The following is a 22,015-nucleotide window of genomic DNA, read 5'->3' as shown; positions in this document are numbered from 1 at the left end:
GCGGCGATGACGCTGCCGGCAGCGTCGGCTTACTGTGCATCGAGTGAGATCAAGAGAATTGCGGGCATGGGTGCCGGGGGTGGTGGCCGATCATCGGGTGTTCCCTGTAGCGGGACCGGTAAAATTATCCCCTTCTTCACATCCCGTCCAAAAAATGCGCTTGCTTTCTGTTGTGCTCTCGGGAGGCGCAGGCTCCCGTCTGTGGCCCGCATCGCGACAAGCCTTCCCGAAGCCCTTCATGAAGCTCGGCGACTCGACCCTGCTCCAGCAGGCCATCGAAAGAGGGCAGGCCTGCGGCACGGGCGATCTGATGGTGGTGACCAACAAGGACCACCAGTTCCTGACCAAGGATGTACTGCGCCAGATGAGCGATCCGCCCACGGCCACCTTCCTGCTCGAACCCAAGGGCCGCAATACGGCGCCCGCCATCGCTCTGGCGGCCTTGCAGTGCGAGCGCCAGTTCAGCGGCGACACCGTGATGCTGGTGCTCTCGGCCGATCATCTGGTGCCAGACGTTGAAGCTTTCGTCGCCAGCGCGAGCGAGGCGTTCCGGCTGGCCCAGGAAGGTGCGCTGGTGCTGTTCGGCATTTCGCCGACCGCGCCGGAGACCGGCTTCGGCTATGTGGAAGTCGAGCGCGTCTCGCGCGACAGCCAGCCGGTCAAGCGCTTCGTCGAGAAGCCGGACCTCGCCACCGCGCAGGAATACCTGGCGACCGCCCGCTACTACTGGAACAGCGGCATGTTCTGCTTCACCGCGGCCGCGATCGTCTCGGCGATGGAGCTGCATGCGCCGGAAGTGCTGAAGGCGGCGCGCCATGCGCTGGACACGGCGCAGACCAAGGGCGAGGCGATCAGCTTCGACCTGCACGCCTTCGGCCTGCAGCCCGACATCAGCATCGACTACGCGGTGATGGAACACGCCGACAACGTGCGCGTGGTGCCGGCCCGGTTCGCCTGGAGCGACGTGGGCTCCTGGCCCGCCGTCGCCAAGGCGCAGCCGGCGGATGCCAGCGGCAACACTTTTCCCGACGATCACGTGGTGGCCGTGGACACCACGGGCACCCACATCCAGGTCGAGAGCCATGGTCCCAAGATCGTGGCGGCCCTGGGCCTGCGCGACCTGGTGATCGTCGACACGCCCGATGCGCTGCTGGTGGCCCACAAGGACAGCGCGCAGCAGGTCAAGAAGGTGGTCGACATCCTCAAGGCGCGCAAGCACGAAACCGTGAATCTGCCCGCCGTCGTCCACCGCCCCTGGGGCACCTACGCCTCGCTCAAGGAAGAAGACGGCTACAAGGTCAAGCGCATCACGGTGAAACCGGGCGAGGCGCTTTCGCTGCAGTACCACCACCAGCGCGCGGAGCACTGGGTGGTCGTCCAGGGCACGGCGATCGTCCAGATCGGCGATGTGGAGCACAAGACCTTGCCCGGCGAGTACCGCTACATCCCGCTCAAGGAGAAGCATCGTTTGACGAATATCGGACAGGATGAACTGGTTCTCATCGAAGTCCAGTGCGGTAGCTACCTCGGCGAAGACGACATCGTGCGCCTGGTGGACACCTACGGACGCGTATGAGCCAGGCGCACTCCAACCTTCATCGCAACGCTTGGGCCGATTGGTGGGAAGGCACCCGCCGCACCGACATCTGGTGGACGCTGGCCTGGTTCGACATCGTGCTGCGCTACCGGCGCTCGATGCTGGGGCCCTTGTGGCTGACCCTCAGCATGGGCGCCATGATCGGCGGCATGGGCCCGCTGTACAGCTCGCTGTTCGGCACCGAGCTGTCGAAGTTCTTCCCGCATCTGGCGCTTGGCATCATCTTCTGGAGCTTTTTCTCCAGCATGGTGACCGATGCCTGCAATGCCTTCATCGGATCGAGCAACTATCTCAAACAGGGCTACTTCCCGATCAGCCTCTTCGTCTGGCGGAGCATGGCGCGCAACCTCATCCAGTTTTCCCACCATATCGTGCTCTACGTGCCGGTGGCCCTGTGGGCCGGTATCTCGCTGTCGTGGTCTGCGCTGCTCTTCGTGCCTGCCTTCTTCCTGACGCTGATCAACGCCCAGGCGCTCGGCATGGTGCTCGGCCTCGTCTGCACGCGCTTTCGCGACGTGACCCAGATCGTCACCAGCGTGATGCAGATGCTGATGTTCCTGACGCCCGTTTTCTGGCTGCCCGAAAGCCTGCCTGGTCGTGCCCAGTACATCCTGTGGAACCCGTTCGCGCAAATGCTCGACTTGCTGCGTGCGCCACTGATGGGCGGCATCTCGGGCGCCCACAACTGGTGGGGGATTCTCTTGTGGACGGCGCTGAGCTTGATCGCTTCGAGCCTGCTCTTCGCGAAGTACCGCCGCCGCGTCGTCTACTGGCTGTAAGGAACCATGGCTTTCATTTCCCTCAAGAACGTCTCGGTCAACTTCCCGATCTACGGGGCCGGAGCGGCCTCGCTGAAGAAGACGCTCGCGGCATCCGTGACCGGCGGCCGCTTCGGCAAGGAAACCGGCGTCAACGTGGTGCAGGCGCTGAGCAACATCAACCTCGAGTTGAAGAGCGGCGACCGCCTCGGCCTCGTCGGCCACAACGGTGCGGGCAAGTCGACACTGCTGCGCGCGCTCGCCGGCGTCTACGAGCCGTCTTCGGGCGAGTTCATCCGCCAGGGCACCGTCTCCAGCCTGATCGACCCGGCATTGGGCATCGAGCACGATGCGACGGGCATCGAGAACATCATGCTGCGTGGGCTCGTGATGGGCATGAGCAAGAAACAGATCGATGCGCTCACGCCCGAGATCTGCGAATTCAGCGGACTGGGCGAATACGTCAACATGCCGGTGCGCACCTATTCCACCGGGATGCTGATGCGGCTGGCCTTCTCGATCTCGACCAGCGTCCAGGCCGACATCCTGCTGATGGACGAGTGGCTGTCCGTCGGCGACGCGGAGTTCACCGAGAAGGCCGAGCAGCGGATGAAGGACGTGGTGTCCAAGTCCGGCATCCTGGTGCTGGCCTCGCATTCGCCCGACCTGATCGCCAAGGAATGCAACCGGGTGATCCACCTGGAGCACGGGCGGATCGTGGAGGTCGCGAAGACCGAAGAGATCAGCGCGCAGCGCGCCGCAGCGCTTTGATCTCCTCGAGGCGGGCGGCGATTCTTCGGCCTGCAGCATCCAGCGACAGGTTGGCTTCGGCGCTTGCCTTGCCTCGCGCGCCGACCTCGCGCGCCCATTGCTGGTTTTCGTAGACGCGGCGCATGAGCTGCGCCGCATGCTCGACGGAGGGTTCGGCCCATTCGAGCTTGGCGTCGTAGGGCGGAATCGGCTTGCCGAGCTTCACCAGCTTGTAGGGCACGAGCAGGCTGTTGCTCTCGTCCATGAAATCCACATTGCCGGAGAAGTTGGTGGCGATCACCGGCTTGCCCATGAGCATCGCCTCGGCCATCGTCAGGCCCAGGCCTTCGCTGCGGTGGAGCGACACGTAGGCATCGCAGGCGTCCATGAGGGAAAGCACCTCGTCGGGGCTGTAGACTTGGTCGATGACCGTGATGTTGGCGCCGGCGGCGGCGTCGCGCAGTTCCTGCAGCTGCACCGGATGGCGCTCGCCGAAGGAGGTCTTCAGGACCAGGCGCACGTTCTCGTCGGCGCCGAACGCCGTGCTGAAGGCGCGGATCAGGCCGAGCGGGTTCTTGCGCTCCATCACGCTCATCATGTGGAAGGTGAACAGGAAGGTGAACGGCTCCTTGCTCAGCCCGAAGTAGGACTTGCTCCGCCGCTCATAGGGCGCCAGCTTGACGCCCGGGAACAGCGTGCGGACCGGAATGGCGAGGCGATCTCGCAGCCCGCGGGCCACGAACTCAGTGGCGGCCCAGACCTCGTCGACCTTCTCGGCATGCCCCACCCATGAATCGGGGATGGAATCGAACTCCCAATACCAGTAGCCGATGCGGTAGCTGCGGGGGCTGCGTTCGAACAGGTGCGTGCGCTGGTAGGCCTCGTCGAAGAAGGGCTCGGGCTGGGTGTGGACGATAGTGACGTCGTAGTACTCCATGCCGCGGAAGTCGACATGGTGAGGGTCGTCCTTGGCATCGGTCCACACATCGCGCAACGATGCAGACACCCCGACGCGCCCCATGGCCTCGACCATGGACTCGGCCGAGACGCGCAGACCCGACGCATAGCAGAAGTGGCCGATCATGTTGACGCCCGGCTGCGCGAGCTCGCGAGCGACCGATGCCGCATCGAGCCGCCCGCACCAGGCGCGGGCCGCATCGGACAAGCCTGCAGCCGGAGACGACAGCCAGGCCAGCAACGCGCGCGCATGCTCTTCATCGGCCAGCGCGTCGGGATGCGCGGCGCGCCACGTGCTGCGCGCCCAGTAGCCGTTTCGAATCTGCAAGGCCGGCCTTTCCCAGTCCGGCCAGGTCGACGGATCCACCCAGCGGCCCGAGGCGCCGTACTCGGCGGCGAACCAGGCGCAGAAAGCTTCGCGGCCGAAGACGGTGAGACCGTCGGGATGCAGTTCCTGCCATGCTGGCGTGAACGCGTAGGCCAGCATGAGCTCACGCGCGGGGTTCTGGGCCGCCTGCAGGAAGAGCCACCAGAGCGCCTCCTGCGGCAAGCCGGATTCGCTCCCACCGTATTGCATGAGCCATCGAAAGAGGTCGGGCATGCCGGCCGGCGTCAAGCCATGCGGCGACAAGGGCCACAGCACCTTGTTCGAGAGAAGCGCCTGCCGTGCGGGATCGGCGACGCCGGCAGCCAGCGCGTCGAGCACCAGCTGCAAGGCCGAATCGCCCAGGCGCAACTCGGCAGCGCCTTCGTTCTGCAACCATTGCGCGAACCCGCCGTGGTGCCCGCTTTCGAGCGCCAGTGGAAAGCGGGTCCGAAGATCGGCGCGCTTGCGCCACAGGTCGATCAGGAACCGCGTGGCCGACCCGCGGTCCGCCACGCCTTGAGGCGAAACGGCGGACCACAGAATGCCGCTTGGCGGCAGGCCGGCGGCCTCGCTCACGGCGGCATCGTCGAACAGGTCGAGCGGCGCAACGGCCGGCACCGGCATTCCGCGCTCGCGCAGCACGAGCCGATTTCGCTCGGCTTCGACCAAGGCCGTGAACAGGGTCGCACGCGCCTGCGCCGCCGCGCGCTGGCGCAGGAACTCCAGCCGCTCGCGCATGAGCCAGGGCGTGGCAAGCCACCAGGCGCCTTTGGCGACTCGCCTCGCATAACCTCTCAGCAGGTATTCAGACATGGCGCTGGAGAAAATCCTGATACGCATTCTTGAGGCCGAGGCCGAGCGGGGTGCGGGCTTTCCACCCAAGCGCGGAGAGCCGGCCCACATCCAGCAGCTTGCGCGGCGTGCCGTCGGGCTTGCTGGCATCGAGTTGGAGTTCGCCCTCGTAGCCCACGGTCGCCTTCATGAGTTCGGCGACCTCGCGGATGGTCACGTCTTCGCCCACGCCGATGTTGATCAAGGGCGTCACTTCCGGGGAAGTGAGCGCTGCGAAGCGTTCGTCGGGAAGGTCAAGTAGAAACAGGATGGCCTCGCCGAGGTCGGACGAGTACATGAACTCCCTGCGCGGCGTGCCGGAGCCCCAGACGACCACCGCGGGATCGGCTTTGATCTTGGCTTCGTGAAACCGGCGAATCAGTGCCGGCAGCACATGCGAATGCTCGGGGTGGTAGTTGTCGCCGGGGCCGTACATGTTGGTCGGCATGGCGGCGAGATAGCGCGTGCCGTACTGCCGATTGAAGGCCCAGCACGATTCCACACCCGCGATCTTGGCCAGCGCATAGGAGCGGTTGGTGGCCTCCAGCGGACCGGTCAGCAGGTACTCCTCCTTGATCGGCTGAGGGCATTCCCGCGGATAGATGCACGAGGAGCCAAGGAAGAGCATGCGATCGATGCCGGCCTCGTGGGCCGCATCGAAAACGTTGAGCTGGATGCGCAGGTTGTTGTGCAGGAAGTCGACCGGGAAATTGGAGTTCGCGAGGATTCCGCCCACCTTGGCCGCGCACATGACGACGTGGTCTGGACGGTGCTGCAGAAAAAACTCACGCGTGGCATCGCGATCCTCGAGGTCTAGCTCGTCGTGGGTGCGCGTGAGAACCTGATAGCCCGGCTGCCCCTTCAATGCCTGCAGCGTTGCCGAACCGACGAGGCCGCGATGGCCTGCGACGAATACTTTCTTTGTTTTCATCTGGAACCTCAATTGCTTCGCAGTCAATACGATAAAAAGTTGTGCGACACACGCTCAGCGCCCCATGATCTGGCGGGCGAGCCTGATCATCGGATGCCAGATAAACCGAGTCGCCTTGAAAACTGCGTAGCGCTGGGCGAGGCGACGCAACCCGGTAGGGGCAAGGGCCTGGGGCTGGACTGGCGCCGCAACGGGCGCAAGAGTCGGATGAGGCTGTGTCGAAGTCTCTGCGCCCCAAGAAGCATGCTGGTACTTGCCAACGTAAAGTGCCTCGCTGGGCGTAAGGATGAAGCGCACGAGGTCTTCCTCAGCCTTCTCCCAAGAAGCACGACCCGCCAAGGCGCCTGCTCTGGCCTGAGCCCCCAACTTCGCCACATCGGAAAAATCGAGCGGCTGCGGATTGTGGTTGTCATAGAGCAATCCATTGACGCCGGGCACGATGTACTCGTTCATGGTTCCTTGATTGGGCGCAACAACGCACTGCCCGCGGCACATTGCCTCAAGAAAAGACTGCCCAATCCCTTCCTCCAATCGAGGTGCAAAGTAGACGTTCGCGCGTTCCATCAGCGCGTTCAGGTCGGCCTTGTTCTCGAACCATGTAGAGGTCGTGATGTTGTGTCTGGCGATGTCATCAGCCGAAGGCAGTTCAGGTGGTTGCGTACCCGGGTCAGTTGCGAGATGGATATGGAAGCTGTCGAATTTCGTGTTTTCGATGAGCTTTCGGATCACTCGCCAAGGGAGTTGCAGTTCACGACGCAGCCAGAAGAAGCCATGCAGACCCTGCGGGGGCGGCGGCAACAGTCTCGTGGCCGGCTGATAGTAGCGAGCGAAGTGGCTCACGATGCCGAAGCCTGTCGTCATGCAGTGCACGGCGCTCGAGAAATTCAATACCTTGGATCCCTGGAACGGCTCCCAGAACGCAGACAAATTGAAGATGGGGCCTTGCCAGATGCCGAATTGATCAAGCATCGGGACATACACGACATTCGGATGCGATTCCCGAAAGTGCTGACGGTCTGGCAAACAGAAGGACTGAAACATAATCACAACGTCATGTGACCGGACGTCCGTCCATGCGACCGGCGTGCCGCCCCGCCACGCATCATCCCAGAAGAAGTCGACACTGTGACCGTGTCGGCTCAGGATCTCAGGCAAGAAAGCCGTTGATTTGGTTGTTCGATGAAACGAATGATCCAGGTATGCAATTCTTGCCACAGCGTTATCTTTTCAGCATCGATGAGTACAGGCGTTGAACGACCGTGTATGCGCCCGGATATTTTCCCAACGCCGCCTTCACGGCCTCTTTGGCGGACGCGCTGACCGGCGGAATGCGCGCTTCAACCAGGGGAAGTGTGATGGGCTGGTTGTCGGCGGGATGCTGAAGCTTCTCGATGGAAGCCCAACCGAGCGCATGAAGGAAATCGGGGTTCGCCGAGTGCCTTGCAAATACATCTCGCAAGAACTCGGTGCGGTTCGCCGGATGATCGGGCAGGTTTGCCACACCGGCAAACAGGAAGAAGCAATGATAGAGCCCGGAGATGTCGGTTGGCGTCAGAAATGGAAAGCGTTCGCCGACCACCCTCATGCACTCCATGCTGTGCTGGCGTACGTCACCGGAGGTGCCGCCGAGCGAATAGTTGACCGACACTTCCCTCGTGTAAGTAAAGGTCACGCCAGCCTCGAGGCACGTCATGATCCATTTGAAGTCAGCGACGATCTTGTACGAATCATCGTAGGCGCCTGAGCTTTTGTAGGCGGCCCGAGTCGCATAGATGCCATTGTGACAGTCGTTGGCACACATGAAGTAGCAGCCTGGGTGCACGAATGCTGGATACCACTCCTGAACCACCTCGCCTCCTTGCACCACATTTGCAGCCGTCAACAAGATCGCTGATCCATCGCAATCTCCCATCCGGTGGACAGCGATTTCAGCGGCGTCCGGTTGGAGCCAATCGTCCGAATTGAGAACGCAGATCAGTTGACCTCTTGCGAGCGGTATGGCCTTGTTCACTGCGTCATAAAGGCCCTTGTCAGGTTCCGAAGCGTAGTAGTCGATCCTGTCCGCGTACTGTCGAATCAGGTCGAGGGTCCCATCCGTAGAGGCACCGTCGAGCACCACATGCTCTACATTCGGATAGGTCTGGTTCTGGACGCTTTCGATCGTGCGTGACAAGGTCGCCGTGTTGTTGCGGACCACGGTGACATATGTCACCAGAGGCATGGAGGCGGTGCCCGTCTTGAAGCGTCCTTCCGTTCGCAAACCGCCTTCTTCCAGTCTCGAACTCTTGGCAGGCAGAGCGTCGATCCAGTAAGGCCAGTCGGCGCCATATGCTTGAGGACGTTGGCTCTCGTGCAGCGGGAAGCGTGGACCATGGCTGCCGTTCTGATAGTCGAGGACGTTGGCTTCGACAATGCCATCGGGGCGACCGTACTTCGCAGCCAGAGTGCCCGGAGCCAGCTTGCGTGGTCGGCGATTTGCAGGCCGCTCGGAATGGCGAGCATAGGCAGAGCAAAGCGTCTCACCAACGATCTCTGCACAACGTTCCCAGCTGAACAGCCGGGCCCTCTCGACGCCTGCATGCGAAAGGTCCCTCCGAAATTCCTCCGACGCGGAGATCTTCCGTATCGCGTCCACCACGCCCTGCACGTCATCGGCATCCAGCAGCAGCCCCGCTTCGCCGACGACTTCGGGAAGCGACGAGTTGTCAGCGCACACAACGGGCGTACCGCAAGCCATCGCTTCCAGAGGCGGCAGGCCGAAGCCTTCGTACCGCGACAAATAGACGAAGCACAATGCATCGCTGTAGAGCGCCGACAGATCCTCGTCCTCGACGAAGCCGGTGAGAACGATGCGATGTCGCCACCGCCCAGCCGCCGCCAGAGCACTCTGCAACTGCTCCAGCTTCCAGCCGGACATACCAGAGAGCACGAGGTGCATCGGGCTCGATTCAGTCTGCTCCAGGTACAACACGAAGGCGTTGACTACCTGGTCGAGGTTCTTGCGTATCTCAAGAGTGGCCAGGCTTAGAACGAATGGAACCTGCGGAGGAATTCCATACTTTGCGCGCACCCTGCTCTTCATGCTTGCGTCGTCGCAGGGCCCGAAGGAAGGACCGGCTGCAAGAGGAATGACCGTGATCTGCCTCGGGCTCAGATCCGGCCTGCTGGCCAGCAGATCCTTTTTCGTGAATTCCGAGATAGAGAAGATGACGGTGTGCTCATCCAGACTGTCAACAATGTTGCGAACCTCCGCCGCAGCCTCGGGCGAGAAGAAGTCGGGTCGATTGATGCCGATGAGGTCGTAGACGATATGGGCGTGCAGCAGTCGCGGATCGAGCAGCCACTTCCGGGGCGCAACGCCGAATGGCGACAACAGAATGTCGGCATCCTGGGAGGGCTCCGCGTCGGACGAAGCGTGCTGCTGCGCAGGCAAGCGCTTTTCGAGAACGTATTCGGCCGCGCGCGCTTCATCCCCCGGGCGGTAGAAAAGCCTGGGCCTGAATCTGTGTGAACGAGCAAGCAAGGGAAACAACTCGTCACAGACGCGATACACGCCGGTTTTGACACCCTGCGCCAGCACATACATATCCAGCGCTAAGCGCGGGTTCAGCTCACTCATCATCAAATTCAAGTTGGTTTCAACGACAACAGTAGCAGGACAAGGACGTACGCCTACGTCAGCAAAGATCGGAGTCGCTGGCTGAGAGGCACGCCTCCTGTCAGGCCTGGATCACGGTGACCCTTTGCGCCTTGATTTCCGCCAGCCGTTGTGCAACTTTCCTGCCAGCGACATGCACGGACAGGCTCGCTTCCGCACTGGCCTTGGCTCGTGCGCCGAGTTCGCGAGCCCAAGCGGGTTCGTCGAAGACGCGGCGCATCAGAGCTGCTGCATGCTCGATCGAGGGCTCCGCCCACATCAGATCGGCATCGTAGGGAGGTAATGCTCGGCCCAATTTGACCAGCTCATAGGGGACCAGCAAGCTGTTGGAATCGTTCATGAAATCGACGTTGCCGGAGTAATTCGTCGCTATCACCGGCTTGCCCATCAGCATCGCCTCCGCCATCGTGAGGCCGAGGCCTTCGCTCCGATGAAGCGAGACGTAAGCATCGCAAACATCAGTGAGCGATAGCACCTCGTCCGCGTCATACGTCTGATCGATAACTTGCACGTTGCAATCAGCTGCCGCCTTGAGCAACGCATCCATCTGAGCCGGATGATGGTGGCCGAACATCGTCTTCACCACCAGTGATACCGACTCGTCCGGCCGAAAAGCCTGCTTGAAGGCCCGAATCAGGCCGAGCGGATTTTTTCGCTCCATGACGCTGTTCATATGAAAGTTGAACAGGAACGTGAAGGTGTTGTCCGGGATCCCGAAGTATTTTCGATCCCGCCGCGTGTAGGTGCCGAGCTGCACCCCCGGAAACAAGGTCTTGACCGGAACAGAGAGCCGCTCGCGCAAACCTTTTGCGACGAACTCTGTGGCGGCCCAGACTTCATCGACGCCCGATGCATGCCCGATCCAGCTCTCCGGCACGGAGTCAAACTCCCAATACCAGAACGCAATCCGATAGGTTCTGGGCGACCGCTCTTGAAGATCACTGCGCGCGTACGCCTCGCTGAAAAAGGGCTCGGGCTGGGTATGGATGATGGTTGCATCGAAATCCTCGAGCCCCTGGAAGCGAACGTGATTCGGCTCGTCCTTGACGTCCGTTCTCAAATCGCGCAACGAAGTTTGTATACCCAGTTCTTTCATGCCCTCGGCTAGCGCCTCCGCCGACACACGCACACCCGATGGGCAGCAAAAATGGCCGATCATGTTGACGCCCAACGAGGCCAGTTCCTCGGCGACCTTCCGGACGTCGAGCGCGGCGCACCAGGCCTGTGCCTCTTCCGTCAACGCAACTTCGCCGGATTGCAGCCAGACGAGCAAGGACATGGCCGTTGAGACGCTGTCAAATGCACCCGGCTGCCGTCTCTGCCAGTCTTCACGCGCGTAGTACGCCTCGCGCAGCTGGCGCGATACCGAAATGTCTACTGGCCAGGTGGATGGCTCTAGCCAATTCGCAGGCGCCGCTTGGTAGCTTGCAGCGAACCACTCTGAAAAAGCTCTGCGCCCGAACACCGTTAGGCCGTCCGGGTAGAGCTTTTGCCATTCGGGCGTGAACAGGAATGCGCGCACGAGCTCAAGTGCAGGATTCTCAGCGGCTTGCATGAACAACCACAGAATCTCCTCGCTCCTCAAGCCACGCTCGCTTCTTCCCTCGCGCATGAACCAGCGAAACAACTCGGCCTGGCCGGGCGGCGTGAGCCCATGCGGCAAGCCGGCCCTGACGTCTGCACGAAACAGAAACATCTGTCGAGCGGGTGCCGCGACGTCCTGATGCAGCAATTCCCGCAGCTCTTTTTTCGCGCGCTCCGACAGATCCAGTGGATTGCCGTGATCGTCGGTCAGCCACTGCGCAAAGCCACTTCTTTCGGGCTCGGACAGCGCCCTGGGAAACCGTGTGCGCACATCGGCCCGCGCCCGCAACATGTCGATGCAGAACCGCGCTGCCGACCACGTATCGACAATGGCTTGCCCAGACTGCACGGGCCACAGCACCTCGTCGCGTGAGAGTCCGCATGCCTGCAGCAAGCCTTGATCCGTCGTCAGGTCGAGCATCGGTGGATTGCCCGACCTCTTGACGCTTTCGGCCTGCAGGGTCACTCCGTTTCGCTCGCGAAGAAAGCGCAGGCGCGCCGGAAGGCGCCAAGGGGTGGCGATCCACCACGCGGCCTTTGCTGCGCGACGCGCATGGCGCCAAACTGAACGCGGAACCGCTGAGGCGACCTTGCGCAAAGGCGCCGTGATGCGCCAGGAGCTCGATGACAGCACCTCGCGGTAGTGCCGAGCCACTTCCTCCGCTCGATGATTCGCCTCGACAATCAATGCGCGAAGTTCGCTCGCTTCGGCATTGCCCTGGAGCCGCGCTTGCCGTTCGCGCGTTCTCGCCTCGATCGCGCTCGCCTCTGCCAATTCGATGCGTCGTTGGGATTCGATCAACGTCGTCTCGGTGAAGGCGATGCGCGCTCGGATCTCTGACAATTCCGCCTCGACCATACTCAGTCGATGCCGGGAAGCCTCCAAATCTGCTGTGACGAAGCCATCAAAAACGTTCGGCGGATACTTGAATGCGTTGCCGAGCTCCGCATGCTCCTGGGCGACGTAGAAGCGATTCAGGCCGTCTGAATAGACGTGCTCGTAGCCGCCATTCAAGAGTGTGCCCTCCCATTCGGCATGGCTCTCTGTTCGAGAGTTTGGAAGCGTGGCTTCTACAACCACGATCCAGGGACGATGGCAGGCCCAGTCGTTGCCCGCCAGTACAGCCGCTTCAAATCCTTCGACATCCACTTTGAGGAAATGAACCGCTTGCTGGGGCGGGACATGCTCCTTCCACAGAGCAGCCAACGTGGTAAGGCTTACCTCCGCGCGGTTCAACACATAGCCAGCGGCCGCATGACCGGCCGCGATCCCATCGTCGGCAGTGGACAGTCCAGTGACCTCGACAAAGTTCATGGTCAGAGCGCCAGTACGGTCGCCAACCGCGGTGCAGAGATTGATGTCGAGCGGACGACGTTCCGACAACTGGGCAAAATAAAGAGGATGCGGCTCGATGTTGATGCCGCGCCAACCTCTTTCACTGAACGCGCGCGTGACCGAATCCAAATCCGCAGACTGCGCCCCCACATCGATGTAGAAGCCTCGTTCGACGTGGCTAAGCGCGCGCCAGAGCATCACGTCTTCAAAGTTCTGGGCGTAGGACACAAAGAGCATGGCTGGATCAGAAGGCTGCGTGTGAGTGGAGGTTTTGACCACGCCACGCGCAAGAATATTGTTGTACAGCGGCGGAGCGAATGTGTTGTCGATCGATCGGCAACGCGAGAAGGGGCGCTGACCATTTTATGGGCATCGCACGGCTGGGCTTGAGTTCGAAGTGCCGCGTTAGCTCGAAAGGCGTGCTAGAGGACAAGGCAGTGCGTCCTTGAGTAACACACGGACACGCCTTCGCTTTCGGGCAAAATTGACAGCTTTGCGCAGAGTGCGGCCTTGAAGCGGTCTGCTCTGAGCCATCGACCAGATCTACAAGGAGTTCCGATGAAAAAACGTGCTGTGGTTACAGGCATCACCGGCCAGGACGGCGCCTACTTGGCGGAGCTGCTGCTCAGCAAGGGCTACGTCGTCTATGGCACCTACCGCCGGACCAGTTCCGTCAACTTCTGGCGTATCGAGGAACTGGGCATCCAGGACAACCCCGACCTGCACCTGATCGAGTACGACCTCACGGATCTCGGCAGTTCGATGACGCTCATGAAGGAAGCAGCCCCCGACGAGGTCTACAACCTGGCCGCGCAGAGCTTCGTGGGCGTGAGCTTCAACCAGCCCGACGCCACGGCCCAGATCACGGGCATGGGCGCATTGCATCTGCTCGAAGCGATTCGCCTGACCAATCCGAAGATCCGCTTCTACCAGGCGTCGACCTCCGAGATGTTCGGCAAGGTGCAAGCCATTCCTCAAGTGGAAGAGACCCCCTTCTACCCCCGCAGCCCCTACGGCGTGGCGAAGCTGTTTGCGCACTGGATGACCATCAACTACCGCGAGAGCTACGACATCTTCGGCTGCAGCGGCATCCTCTTCAACCATGAAAGCCCGCTGCGCGGCCGCGAGTTCGTCACGCGCAAGATCACCGACGGGGTGGCCAAGATCAAGCTCGGCAAGGCCGACGTGCTGGAACTGGGCAACCTAGGCGCCAAGCGCGACTGGGGCTTTGCCAAGGAGTATGTCGAAGGCATGTGGATGATGCTGCAGGCCAAGGAACCCGACAGCTTCGTGCTTGCCACCAACCGGACCGAGACGGTCCGCGAGTTCGTCGACATGGCCTTCAAGGCGGCGGGCTATGAGCTGCGCTTCGAGGGCGAGGAGCAGAACGAAGTCGGCGTCGACGTGAAGACCGGCAAGACGCTGGTGCGCGTGAATCCAAAGTTCTACAGGCCGGCAGAAGTGGATCTGTTGATCGGCAATCCCGCTCGGGCCAAGGAAAAGCTGGGATGGGAGCCCAAAACCACACTTGAACAACTCTGCAAGATGATGGTTGAAGCAGATCTTCGCCGCAACGCTGAGGGGCGTTCGTTCTAGGACGAGGCGAGGCGGCAGCGCCGACGGGCGCGAGAAGGTGCTGCGGAAGTGAGCGCGTGAGTTGCCGGCTCACCCCGGGGCAGGACTCCCTGGCCCGCCCCCCTCGCCAGTGCAGGGAAGGGGGCGAGGCTGCGGCGAATCACTACTCAGCCCTGAGCCTCAAGTTCCTTTGCGCTTGAGAACAATCACCCTGCCCGGAAAGAGGCCACCATCCACGGTTGCAACGGGTTCGAACGAGTTGGATGCAGCCACCGCCGCGCCAATCTCCTTGCGAATGACTGAGCTGGCGGGCCAAGGCATGGGCAACGTGCTTTCGTCTGAGAACAGCACCACCAAATCGGACTTGGCAAGGAGAGCCTCGTGATAAGAGATGTCTCCGTTCAGGTACACGCGCGGCGTCCCCGGCACGGGGAGTGCACGGCGCCGCAACGCGAACTCGATATTGTCGGGGTTGAGATACTGCGAGATGACCGGGAAGTAGAGCTGGCGTCGCTCTAGATCTGGTATTGATGCAATCGCGCCGGCCGTCTGTGCGTAGATCCTCGAGTGGTGCTGGGCCTGTGCTGCGTTGGCGGGCGTGGCAGCGTTGCGCAGCGCCAGGGCGACTGGGCGCCACATCAGGATTGAAAATGCGAGAAGAGCGATGGCGGCCACAAGCGAGAGCTGTCGCGGCAAGCGATCCAGCAACGTCACGATCAAGACCGCAAGAATGCAAAGCACGAAAGCAGAGACGATCACGCCAAGAAACGGACTCTTCATTGCTGGCATGGTCACGCTGGCATACCCGGCCAAGGCAACGAGGAAAATGGCCAAGGCGGTTCGGCGAGTTCGGATCAGTATCGGCAACGCCAAAATCAATGTCGCACAGCCCAGCGCAAGCCAGCCGAGGCTGATGGCGACCTCGCCGCCGGAGCCGCTGAGGTAGTAGAGAACGTGTTCCGACCAGGGGATGTTCGCGCGCCATAGGTTGGCGTTGGCTCCAAATGCGTTGGACGAGATGTAGCCAATGAGCCGCGGCAGAACCGCAACATAGTAGGGAAGAACGATCAACGCCCCGAGACCGCCGCACATGACAGCGATCCAGGCGATCCGTTTGGTGTCATCCCGCGAACTTGAATGGAGGGCAATGACGGCAAGGACGGCTACGCCAAACACCGCCACCGTCACGGGAGCCAAGGTTGGTTTCGCCAGGAGTGCGCCGACGAACAAAGCGATCGTCGCCCCCAAAGCGGCTCGCTGGCCCTTTCTCCAACGTGAATCTGCAACCACGATGAGTGCACCGATGGCCGTGAGCAGTGCGCACAACATGTCGGGACGAAACTCGAGAACGAGCATGCCCAGAAGCGGAAATCCGAGCAATGCGACTGCCAACACCGCCGCGACCGCCAAAGGCAAAGAGCGGCGAGCAAAGCCGAGAAATAAAAACAGAACGACAGATACAGGAAGCGCATTCATGGCATCCGCCGCCCAGGGTCTGGGGCCGAAAAGGCCAAAGCCCGCTAGCGCCAAGACCGTCTGCAGCGGAGCGTGAGGAGGATTGATCCAGAAGCTCCTCAGAAAGGTCCAGCCGTCGTTGCGGTACAAGAGATCGAGCCTGCCCAGGGCGTCATTGAAATAACCGACGTCGTCGTACGTCACGGGCAGCGACAAGGAGCCGCTGTGCAGCGATGACTGGATCTGAAACGCGGCAAAAAGGGCTGCGAGGACGATTGAGAGCAGCCAGAGGACCGCCGGGCGCGTCGATTTTTCGATCATGCGGCGATGCAAGCGCTCGATTTGAAGGCACTCGCGGGCGCTGCAAAAGCTTGATATGTCCTTGTCGTCGCATCGCACGTGAATGTCTTTGGCATGGCGTTCTTGATCTTCATTGAACTGGCAACCGCTTCGCTGATCAACTCGGAAGTCAATCTATCCTGTCCGCTTGAGGTAGCCATGGGGGGCCACGCTAATCAAAAGCTTGTGATCGATCGTGTGGTCGATCACGAAGTTGGAAGTAGTAGCCATGAACTCGCGTACGGCCGTCTTCGGGTTGTCTCCCGGCCCCCATGGGCGATCCGGGAAAAGCTCGGCTGGCAGGTCTTCGACGACGGTGTCGAAGACCACGCAGTAGCTGCCGATCGTCACCAACGGTGCGTATGCCTGGAGCTCGCCGAGTACGTGAGCGTGCGTGTGATTGCTGTCGAGGCAGACCAGCACGCTGCGTTTGCCAAGCGCTTGTTGGCGGACTTTCTCAATCACCTCGGGGGCGACGCTGGATCCCTCGATCATCGAGATCCGCTTGAACATCGGATGCGCTTCGATCGCTGCGCGGTTGTGGGCGCGAATGTCGATGTCGATGCCGAGCACCTCCGAATCGGCAGGCCCTCCGCAGGCCGCATTCAGTTCCAGCATCGCGGCTGAAAATATCAACGAGCCGCCGTGCGCGATGCCGGTCTCGATGATCAGGTCAGGCTGCACGCGCCAGATGATCTCCTGCATCGCGACGATGTCCTGCGGGTACTGGATGATTGGCCGGCCAAGCCACGAAAAGTTGTACGAATAGCCCGCCCGGATGGACGAGTCCATCAGAGCCTGCGCATCGGTCTTCAACTTCGCGTTGGTGTCGTTGGCTGCGATGCGTGCTGCGACTTCAGCTTCAAAGTTCATTCTGGTCTACCTTCACGAGACGAAACCGGCCGCGGGACTGCGCCGCGATCTCGTCGAAATAATTGGAATTCATTACGAACACGAGCGAGCCGGCGGGCAGCATCTGCAGCGCGTTTTCCGGCGAAACGATTTTCAGCGCGGTGCCGGCCATGTACCTGTCCTGCTTGACGGGATTGATGTCGATGCCGAGATCGAAGTCGATGCCCGCATGCTGCAGATGATGGGAAAAGATCACCCCCTTGGAAGAGCAGCCCCAGATCGCCTTTGAGCCCGGTGTGCTGCGCGCAAGGGCCTTGCTTCGCTCGATACCTGCCAGGAAATCCGAGGGCAGTTCGGCGCGGTCGGCCCGAACTGCAGCGGGATCTCGCAGCGAGCCAAGGTCGGCAACGACATAGAGGTACTGGCCGCCGAAGACATGGCCTTGTTCGTGAACGCGCCCGAATATGCGTTGAAAATCCGATGCCCGGAAGTAGTTGACGTGCTCATAGAAGATGTCGAACCAGGCACGCCGCGCGCAGATCCACTCGAAGCACGGGACCTCGATGTAGATGCTTCCCCGGCCTCCATTGGCATGCGCAATGGCATTGAGGAACTGCACCGGATCCTGGATGTGCTCGAGCACGTGTCTGAGCACGAGCGCGTCGGCGGAAAGGCCCAGGGCGGGCGAGAACGGCGCCTTGACGACGTGCGGGCTGTCGCCTTCGTAGGCGGGATCGATGCCAGTCGCCTCGAAGCCAGCACTGCGCAGGTGATTGAGGAAGTAGCCCTTGCCGCAACCGACCTCGATCAAGGATGGCGTGCGGAAATGGCGTCGGATGATGGACAGCACATCATCCAAGTGCTGCCGGAAGACCGGCGAGCACGCCTGCTCGTTCTGGTAATCGGCGTCGTAGCTCAGCAGGCCGGCATCGAAGGCGGCGTTGAAGACCAGGCCCGTAGCCTCGTCCTGGATCAGAACCATGTCTCCCTTCGGCGAAGCCTTCGCCGACGACATGCTCGCATACACCCTGTTCTGCAAAACCGGCAGGCCGGCGATGCGCAGAAGCTCGTTCTGCATCATGTCGGCTCCAGGAGTCGGGTCAGCTTGGCGCTGGAGCCCCAGAAAGCCATGGGCTCGTAAGCTGGATACGGGTAGTGTCCCAGCGCGAGCTTCATCGGCCAGCGATGGACTTCCAGCCAGCCTTCGACCAAGGCCCGCACGGATGTGGGCCGGCCGGAGCAGACATTCACGATTCCGGCGCCCGGCGCATCGCACGCCAGGCGGACGAGGCGCTGTGCCACGTCGGTCACGTGAAGGAAGTCACGCAGCTGTTCTCCGCCGGACATCGGAAACTCGGCCGCGCCGGAGATGCCAGCGGCGATGAACTGACTGTACAGCGAGCCCGGGGCTTGCCCCTCTCCGTACATGTAGAACAGCCGCGCCCAGCTCAGCTTGAAGCCGAGGTCGGCGGCAAGGAACTCCAGCTCGCGGCGCAGCGCGTCCTTGGCGAAGCCGTAGGGGTTACGGGGGTCGGGTGGGAGCGACTCATGCAGTTCGCCCGACCGCATGCCGTATTCGAAGCAGGTGCCGGCGCACAGCAGGGACGGAAGCCCCGCGGCTGCGAGCAGCTGGAGGAACCGGTACTGCTCGGCGAGGTGCGTCTCGTAGTGATGGCGCGACTGGTAGTTCGGGAGTCCGCTCCAGGCCAGATGGATGAGCACATCGGGCTGTCCCAGCACGGCAAAGACATCAGGCGGCGGCGCGGCCAGATCGAGCGCGACATGCCGCATGCCAGACGGCAACCAGGCGCCTGGCGCGTGGCGAGACACGGCGACCACCTCGACATCCTTGCGTTGTGCGGCCGCGTGCAGGACATGACGCCCCACGAAGCCGCTGGCGCCTGTGATTGCGATCTTCATCGGACTTCGATCTCCGGCACCGCGCACACGAACTTCCCGCCCCAGTCCCGGATGTAAGCAAGCTGGTCCAGCACCTCGGCCTTGAGATTCCACGGCAGGATGAGCACGTAGTCGGGGCGCTCGCGCTTCAGGTGCTCTTCGTCAACGATCGGGATCCGGCTGCCGGGCATGTACTGCCCCTGCTTGGCGGGATTGCGATCGACAACCCACGGCAACAGGCCCGTTCGCACGCCGGCATAGTTCAGCAGCGTGTTGCCCTTGGCTGCTGCGCCGTAGGCACCGACGCGCTTGCCGGCACGGCGCGCCTCGATCAGGAACGCCATGAGGCCGTCGCGGATGTCGTCCGCGCGCTTCTGAAAGCCTGCATAGTAGGCGACCGAGCTCACACCGGCCTCCATTTCAGCCTCCAGCAGTCGCGCCACTGCGTCTTCGACGGGGCGTTCGCCCGTTGCGCGCCGCTGCGCATAGACCCGCAAGCTTCCACCGTGCGTGTCGACCTCCTCCACGTCAAAGAGGCCGAGGCCATTGGCTTCGAAGATCCGGCGAACCGCTGTCAACGACAGGTAGGAGAAATGCTCGTGATAGATGGTATCGAACAGGCACTTGGCCACCAGTTGCGTCAGGTGTGGGAACTCAAACGTGGCGATGCCATGCGGTTTCAGCAGCCTGGCGAAACCGGCTACGAAGTCGTTGATGTCCGGCACATGTGCCAGCACGTTATTGGCCACGATCAGGTCCGCGGCCTTTCCGTCGGCGACGAGTTGCTCAGCCAGGGCCACGCCGAAAAAGGCCTCAACGATGTCGAGGCCCTTGGCGCGCGCCGCGCGCGCCGTGCTGGACGTCGGTTCGACACCGGTGCACGGAATTCCTGCTTGCTGCACGTACTGCAGCAAATATCCGTCGTTGGCAGCCACCTCCACGACGCGCGACGCCGAGGAAAGCGCAAAGCGCTGCGTCGCTGCCTCGACATAACGCCGACTGTGCTCGAGCCAACTCGTCGAATAAGAACTGAAATAGGCATAGTCGTCTGAGAAGAGCTCGGCGTAGTGCGCACAGTCCTCGGTCTGCACGAGCCAGCATTGCGTGCAGGTGAGCACCCGCAAGGGATACCACTTCTCCGGCGCCGGGAGCTGCGCCGCGCTCAGGTAAGCGTTGGAAGGCGGAGAGGAGCCTAGGTCCATGAACTGCAGTTTCAGCCCTGCATGGCAATGGCGACATTTCATCTAGATACCGCCGAAATCAGGTGTGAGATATGGGTGCCTGGCATCACGGTCGGAGAGGTCGGCGAACGGGAGCGGCCAAGCGATGGCGAGCACTGGGTCAAGGGCATTCAATCCGCCCTCGGCACCCGGGGCGTAGGGCTCAGAATGCAAGTAGATCAACTCCGCATCTTCGCTGAGCGCCTGGAACCCGTGAGCGAAGCCCTTGGGAATCAGCAGGCTGCGCATGTTGTCGGCGTTGAGAAGCTCTGCATGCCACTGGAGAAAAGTCCTGGAGCCCTTTCGCAGATCGACCGCCACGTCGAATACTTCGCCTCGGATGCAACTGACCAGCTTGTCTTCGGCATGGGGCGGATGCTGAAAATGGAGTCCGCGAACGGAGCCGCGCCGGCGCGTCAATGTGTGGTTGATCTGGGAGATAGGCTGGCGAAAGCCGGCAGCGCCCAGTTCGTCGGCACAGAAGAAGCGGCTGAAGAAGCCGCGTGCGTCCTCATGCCTTTGGCGCTGGATGTACACGAGGCCATCCAGCGCCGTCGCAGCGACCGTGAACCTGGACATTGGCGACAGCACGCTCACGCCGCTTTCGAATATCGAAGAAGCCGAAGCTTCTTCATGGCTTTCAGCAATGGATGGGCGCCGAGCGATTCCAGCTCGGTTTCGGCATCCATCCGCTTGCGATCATTCTGCTCTGCGAGCGTCCTGGCGCGTTCCTCCCTTTCGATGGCACTGGACAGAGCAATCTGAAGCTCGGCCTTTTCGGCCTGCAGGCGAACGTTGTCCTGCTCCAACCGACCGATGGCCTGCGTCGCCTGTTTGATCCAGCGCAGAACTGAAGCAACCAGATCGGTGCTGCTGTCCGCGGATGCCGCTTGATGGGCAACTCCCTTGCGCCCGATCTGCGGCAACCGGAAGACGGTCCCCTCGACCGCCAGAGGCATCGCGCCCGCCCCATCCTGAACGCCTTGGATCAGCGAGAAAGCCGTTTCCCAGTCGCCCAGCCTGAAACCCGCCAGACATGCAGCGGCAACTCGATGTGCCGCAGACAGGTCGGACCTTGCCGGGGCGATCCAGGCGGCTCGTAACCGTTGTTTCATGATTTCCCGGAGGGGCAAATACTCGTCGCGAGAAAGGATTTTCTGACGTTCGATCTCTCGATCCAGGCGCTTGAACAATCGCGCCCAGGAGCGAATATGCGAGACATCGAAGCCGCCGCTCGCCTGGTTGTCGTGAAGGGAGTACACCGCGCCCGGTCGATTGCACAGGTAAACCGGATAGCGGCAAAAGATCTGGACTTGAAAGTCCACATCGCTCGGAAGTCCGGTATGCAGATATGGCGCCCCGAGGCATTCGAGCGTTTGAGTGCGCCAGAGAATGGAGCTCCATCCATAGTGACCGAAGCGCAACCAGTCATCCAGATGCTCGCGCGGCTGAAGCACGCCAAACCGGATCTGATCAAGAGCGGCTGGATAGGTAGTCGCGAGAACTCCCTGCGCGTTGCGCGCCTCGGTCACAAATACCGCCGCGCCGAGTTTAGGCTGCTGCTCCAGAACTTGATGGGCGTCGTGCAAGAACCCTGGCAGCAACCAGTCATCATCGGCCAGCGGCACAAAATACTCGGTCGAAACACTGGCAAGCGCTTGCGAGTAGTTTCCGGTGGCACCGATGTTTTCGGGCCTGCGCGTGTACGAAACACGAGGGTCCATCGCAGCAAGTGCTCGGGCGTATGTTTCAGTCTCGTCTGTCGACGCGTTGTCGAAAATGTGCAGGACAATCGGCACGCGACGCTCCTGAAGCACGCTCTCGACCGCCGTTTGCAGCTGCACTCTCCGGTTGAAGGTCGGAATGACAACCATAATGGTGTGATCGGCTTGGCTAGTCATGCGAG

General features: G+C 61.7%; 16 protein-coding genes. 4 read left to right on the top strand and 12 right to left on the bottom strand.

The genetic code is table 11. The annotated features are described in order from the left end of the window. Positions 1-154 precede the first annotated feature (154 nt). Genes BLS74_RS17900 through BLS74_RS17890 form a run of 3 tightly spaced genes read left to right on the top strand, consistent with a single transcriptional unit; the run spans position 155 to position 3,126 of the window. Positions 155-1,576, top strand: coding sequence for a mannose-1-phosphate guanylyltransferase/mannose-6-phosphate isomerase (locus tag BLS74_RS17900; RefSeq protein ID WP_093108481.1), 1,422 nt, complete (start codon positions 155-157; stop codon positions 1,574-1,576). Then, positions 1,573-2,376 (top strand): ABC transporter permease, encoded by an 804-nt coding sequence (locus BLS74_RS17895; protein WP_093108480.1) that lies wholly within the window; start codon positions 1,573-1,575, stop codon positions 2,374-2,376. Before BLS74_RS17900 ends, BLS74_RS17895 begins: the two co-directional genes overlap by 4 nt. Before the next feature lie 6 nt (positions 2,377-2,382). Then, positions 2,383-3,126: an ABC transporter ATP-binding protein gene (locus BLS74_RS17890; protein ID WP_093108479.1), complete on the top strand. Its 744-nt coding sequence runs from the start codon at positions 2,383-2,385 to the stop codon at positions 3,124-3,126. On the opposite strand, the gene BLS74_RS17885 is transcribed toward BLS74_RS17890, so the two are convergent. The 5 genes from BLS74_RS17885 to BLS74_RS17865 form a co-directional block, all read right to left on the bottom strand. Continuing rightward, complete coding sequence (locus BLS74_RS17885; RefSeq protein WP_244503913.1) at positions 3,098-5,242, bottom strand: glycosyltransferase family 4 protein; 2,145 nt, start codon at positions 5,240-5,242, stop codon at positions 3,098-3,100. The two genes, BLS74_RS17890 and BLS74_RS17885, sit on opposite strands and share 29 nt — an antisense overlap. After that, positions 5,235-6,191, bottom strand: coding sequence for a GDP-L-fucose synthase family protein (locus tag BLS74_RS17880; protein ID WP_093108477.1), 957 nt, complete (start codon positions 6,189-6,191; stop codon positions 5,235-5,237). The genes BLS74_RS17885 and BLS74_RS17880 overlap by 8 nt, the downstream gene beginning before the upstream one ends. A 54-nt stretch (positions 6,192-6,245) precedes the next feature. Further along, complete coding sequence (locus BLS74_RS17875) at positions 6,246-7,346, bottom strand: glycosyltransferase (RefSeq protein WP_093108476.1); 1,101 nt, start codon at positions 7,344-7,346, stop codon at positions 6,246-6,248. A 64-nt stretch (positions 7,347-7,410) separates the two neighbouring features. Next, entirely contained in the window at positions 7,411-9,810 is a 2,400-nt protein-coding gene (locus BLS74_RS17870; protein ID WP_170855634.1) for a glycosyltransferase, read from the bottom strand. A gap of 100 nt (positions 9,811-9,910) precedes the next feature. Beyond that, positions 9,911-13,006, bottom strand: coding sequence for an FkbM family methyltransferase (locus BLS74_RS17865; protein ID WP_093108474.1), 3,096 nt, complete (start codon positions 13,004-13,006; stop codon positions 9,911-9,913). Between the two features lie 321 nt (positions 13,007-13,327). On the opposite strand from BLS74_RS17865, the gene gmd reads away from it, so the two are divergent. Further along, positions 13,328-14,365 carry a GDP-mannose 4,6-dehydratase gene (gmd, locus tag BLS74_RS17860; protein WP_093108473.1) on the top strand — a complete coding sequence of 346 codons (1,038 nt, stop codon included), beginning with the start codon at positions 13,328-13,330 and terminating at the stop codon, positions 14,363-14,365. 159 nt (positions 14,366-14,524) lie between these two features. Here the strand turns inward: gmd and BLS74_RS17855 are convergent, their stop codons facing one another. The 7 genes from BLS74_RS17855 to BLS74_RS17825 form a co-directional block, all read right to left on the bottom strand. Next, positions 14,525-16,120: a glycosyltransferase family 39 protein gene (locus tag BLS74_RS17855; RefSeq protein ID WP_139191708.1), complete on the bottom strand. Its 1,596-nt coding sequence runs from the start codon at positions 16,118-16,120 to the stop codon at positions 14,525-14,527. A 153-nt stretch (positions 16,121-16,273) separates the two neighbouring features. After that, positions 16,274-17,011, bottom strand: a complete 738-nt coding sequence (locus BLS74_RS17850; RefSeq protein ID WP_093108471.1) for a cephalosporin hydroxylase family protein — start codon at positions 17,009-17,011, stop codon at positions 16,274-16,276. Continuing rightward, a complete protein-coding gene (locus BLS74_RS17845; protein WP_212733677.1) occupies positions 17,001-18,071 on the bottom strand; it encodes a class I SAM-dependent methyltransferase in 1,071 nt (356 codons plus the stop codon). The genes BLS74_RS17850 and BLS74_RS17845 overlap by 11 nt, the downstream gene beginning before the upstream one ends. Next, entirely contained in the window at positions 18,068-18,910 is an 843-nt protein-coding gene (locus BLS74_RS17840; RefSeq protein ID WP_093108470.1) for an NAD-dependent epimerase/dehydratase family protein, read from the bottom strand. The genes BLS74_RS17845 and BLS74_RS17840 overlap by 4 nt, the downstream gene beginning before the upstream one ends. After that, a complete protein-coding gene (locus BLS74_RS17835; RefSeq protein WP_093108469.1) occupies positions 18,907-20,133 on the bottom strand; it encodes a class I SAM-dependent methyltransferase in 1,227 nt (408 codons plus the stop codon). Before BLS74_RS17835 ends, BLS74_RS17840 begins: the two co-directional genes overlap by 4 nt. After that, a complete protein-coding gene (rfbC, locus tag BLS74_RS17830; RefSeq protein WP_093108504.1) occupies positions 20,134-20,688 on the bottom strand; it encodes a dTDP-4-dehydrorhamnose 3,5-epimerase in 555 nt (184 codons plus the stop codon). Between the two features lie 14 nt (positions 20,689-20,702). Continuing rightward, on the bottom strand, positions 20,703-22,010 hold the full coding sequence (locus BLS74_RS17825; protein WP_093108468.1) for a glycosyltransferase family 2 protein: 1,308 nt from the start codon (positions 22,008-22,010) through the stop codon (positions 20,703-20,705). Between the last annotated feature and the right edge of the window lie 5 nt (positions 22,011-22,015).

Origin of the sequence: Variovorax sp. CF079 (assembly GCF_900101545.1) — a bacterium.
Taxonomy (GTDB): domain Bacteria; phylum Pseudomonadota; class Gammaproteobacteria; order Burkholderiales; family Burkholderiaceae_C; genus Variovorax.
The sequence above is the reverse complement of the archived record's forward strand: the minus strand, read 5'-3'. Positions and strand labels throughout refer to the sequence as shown.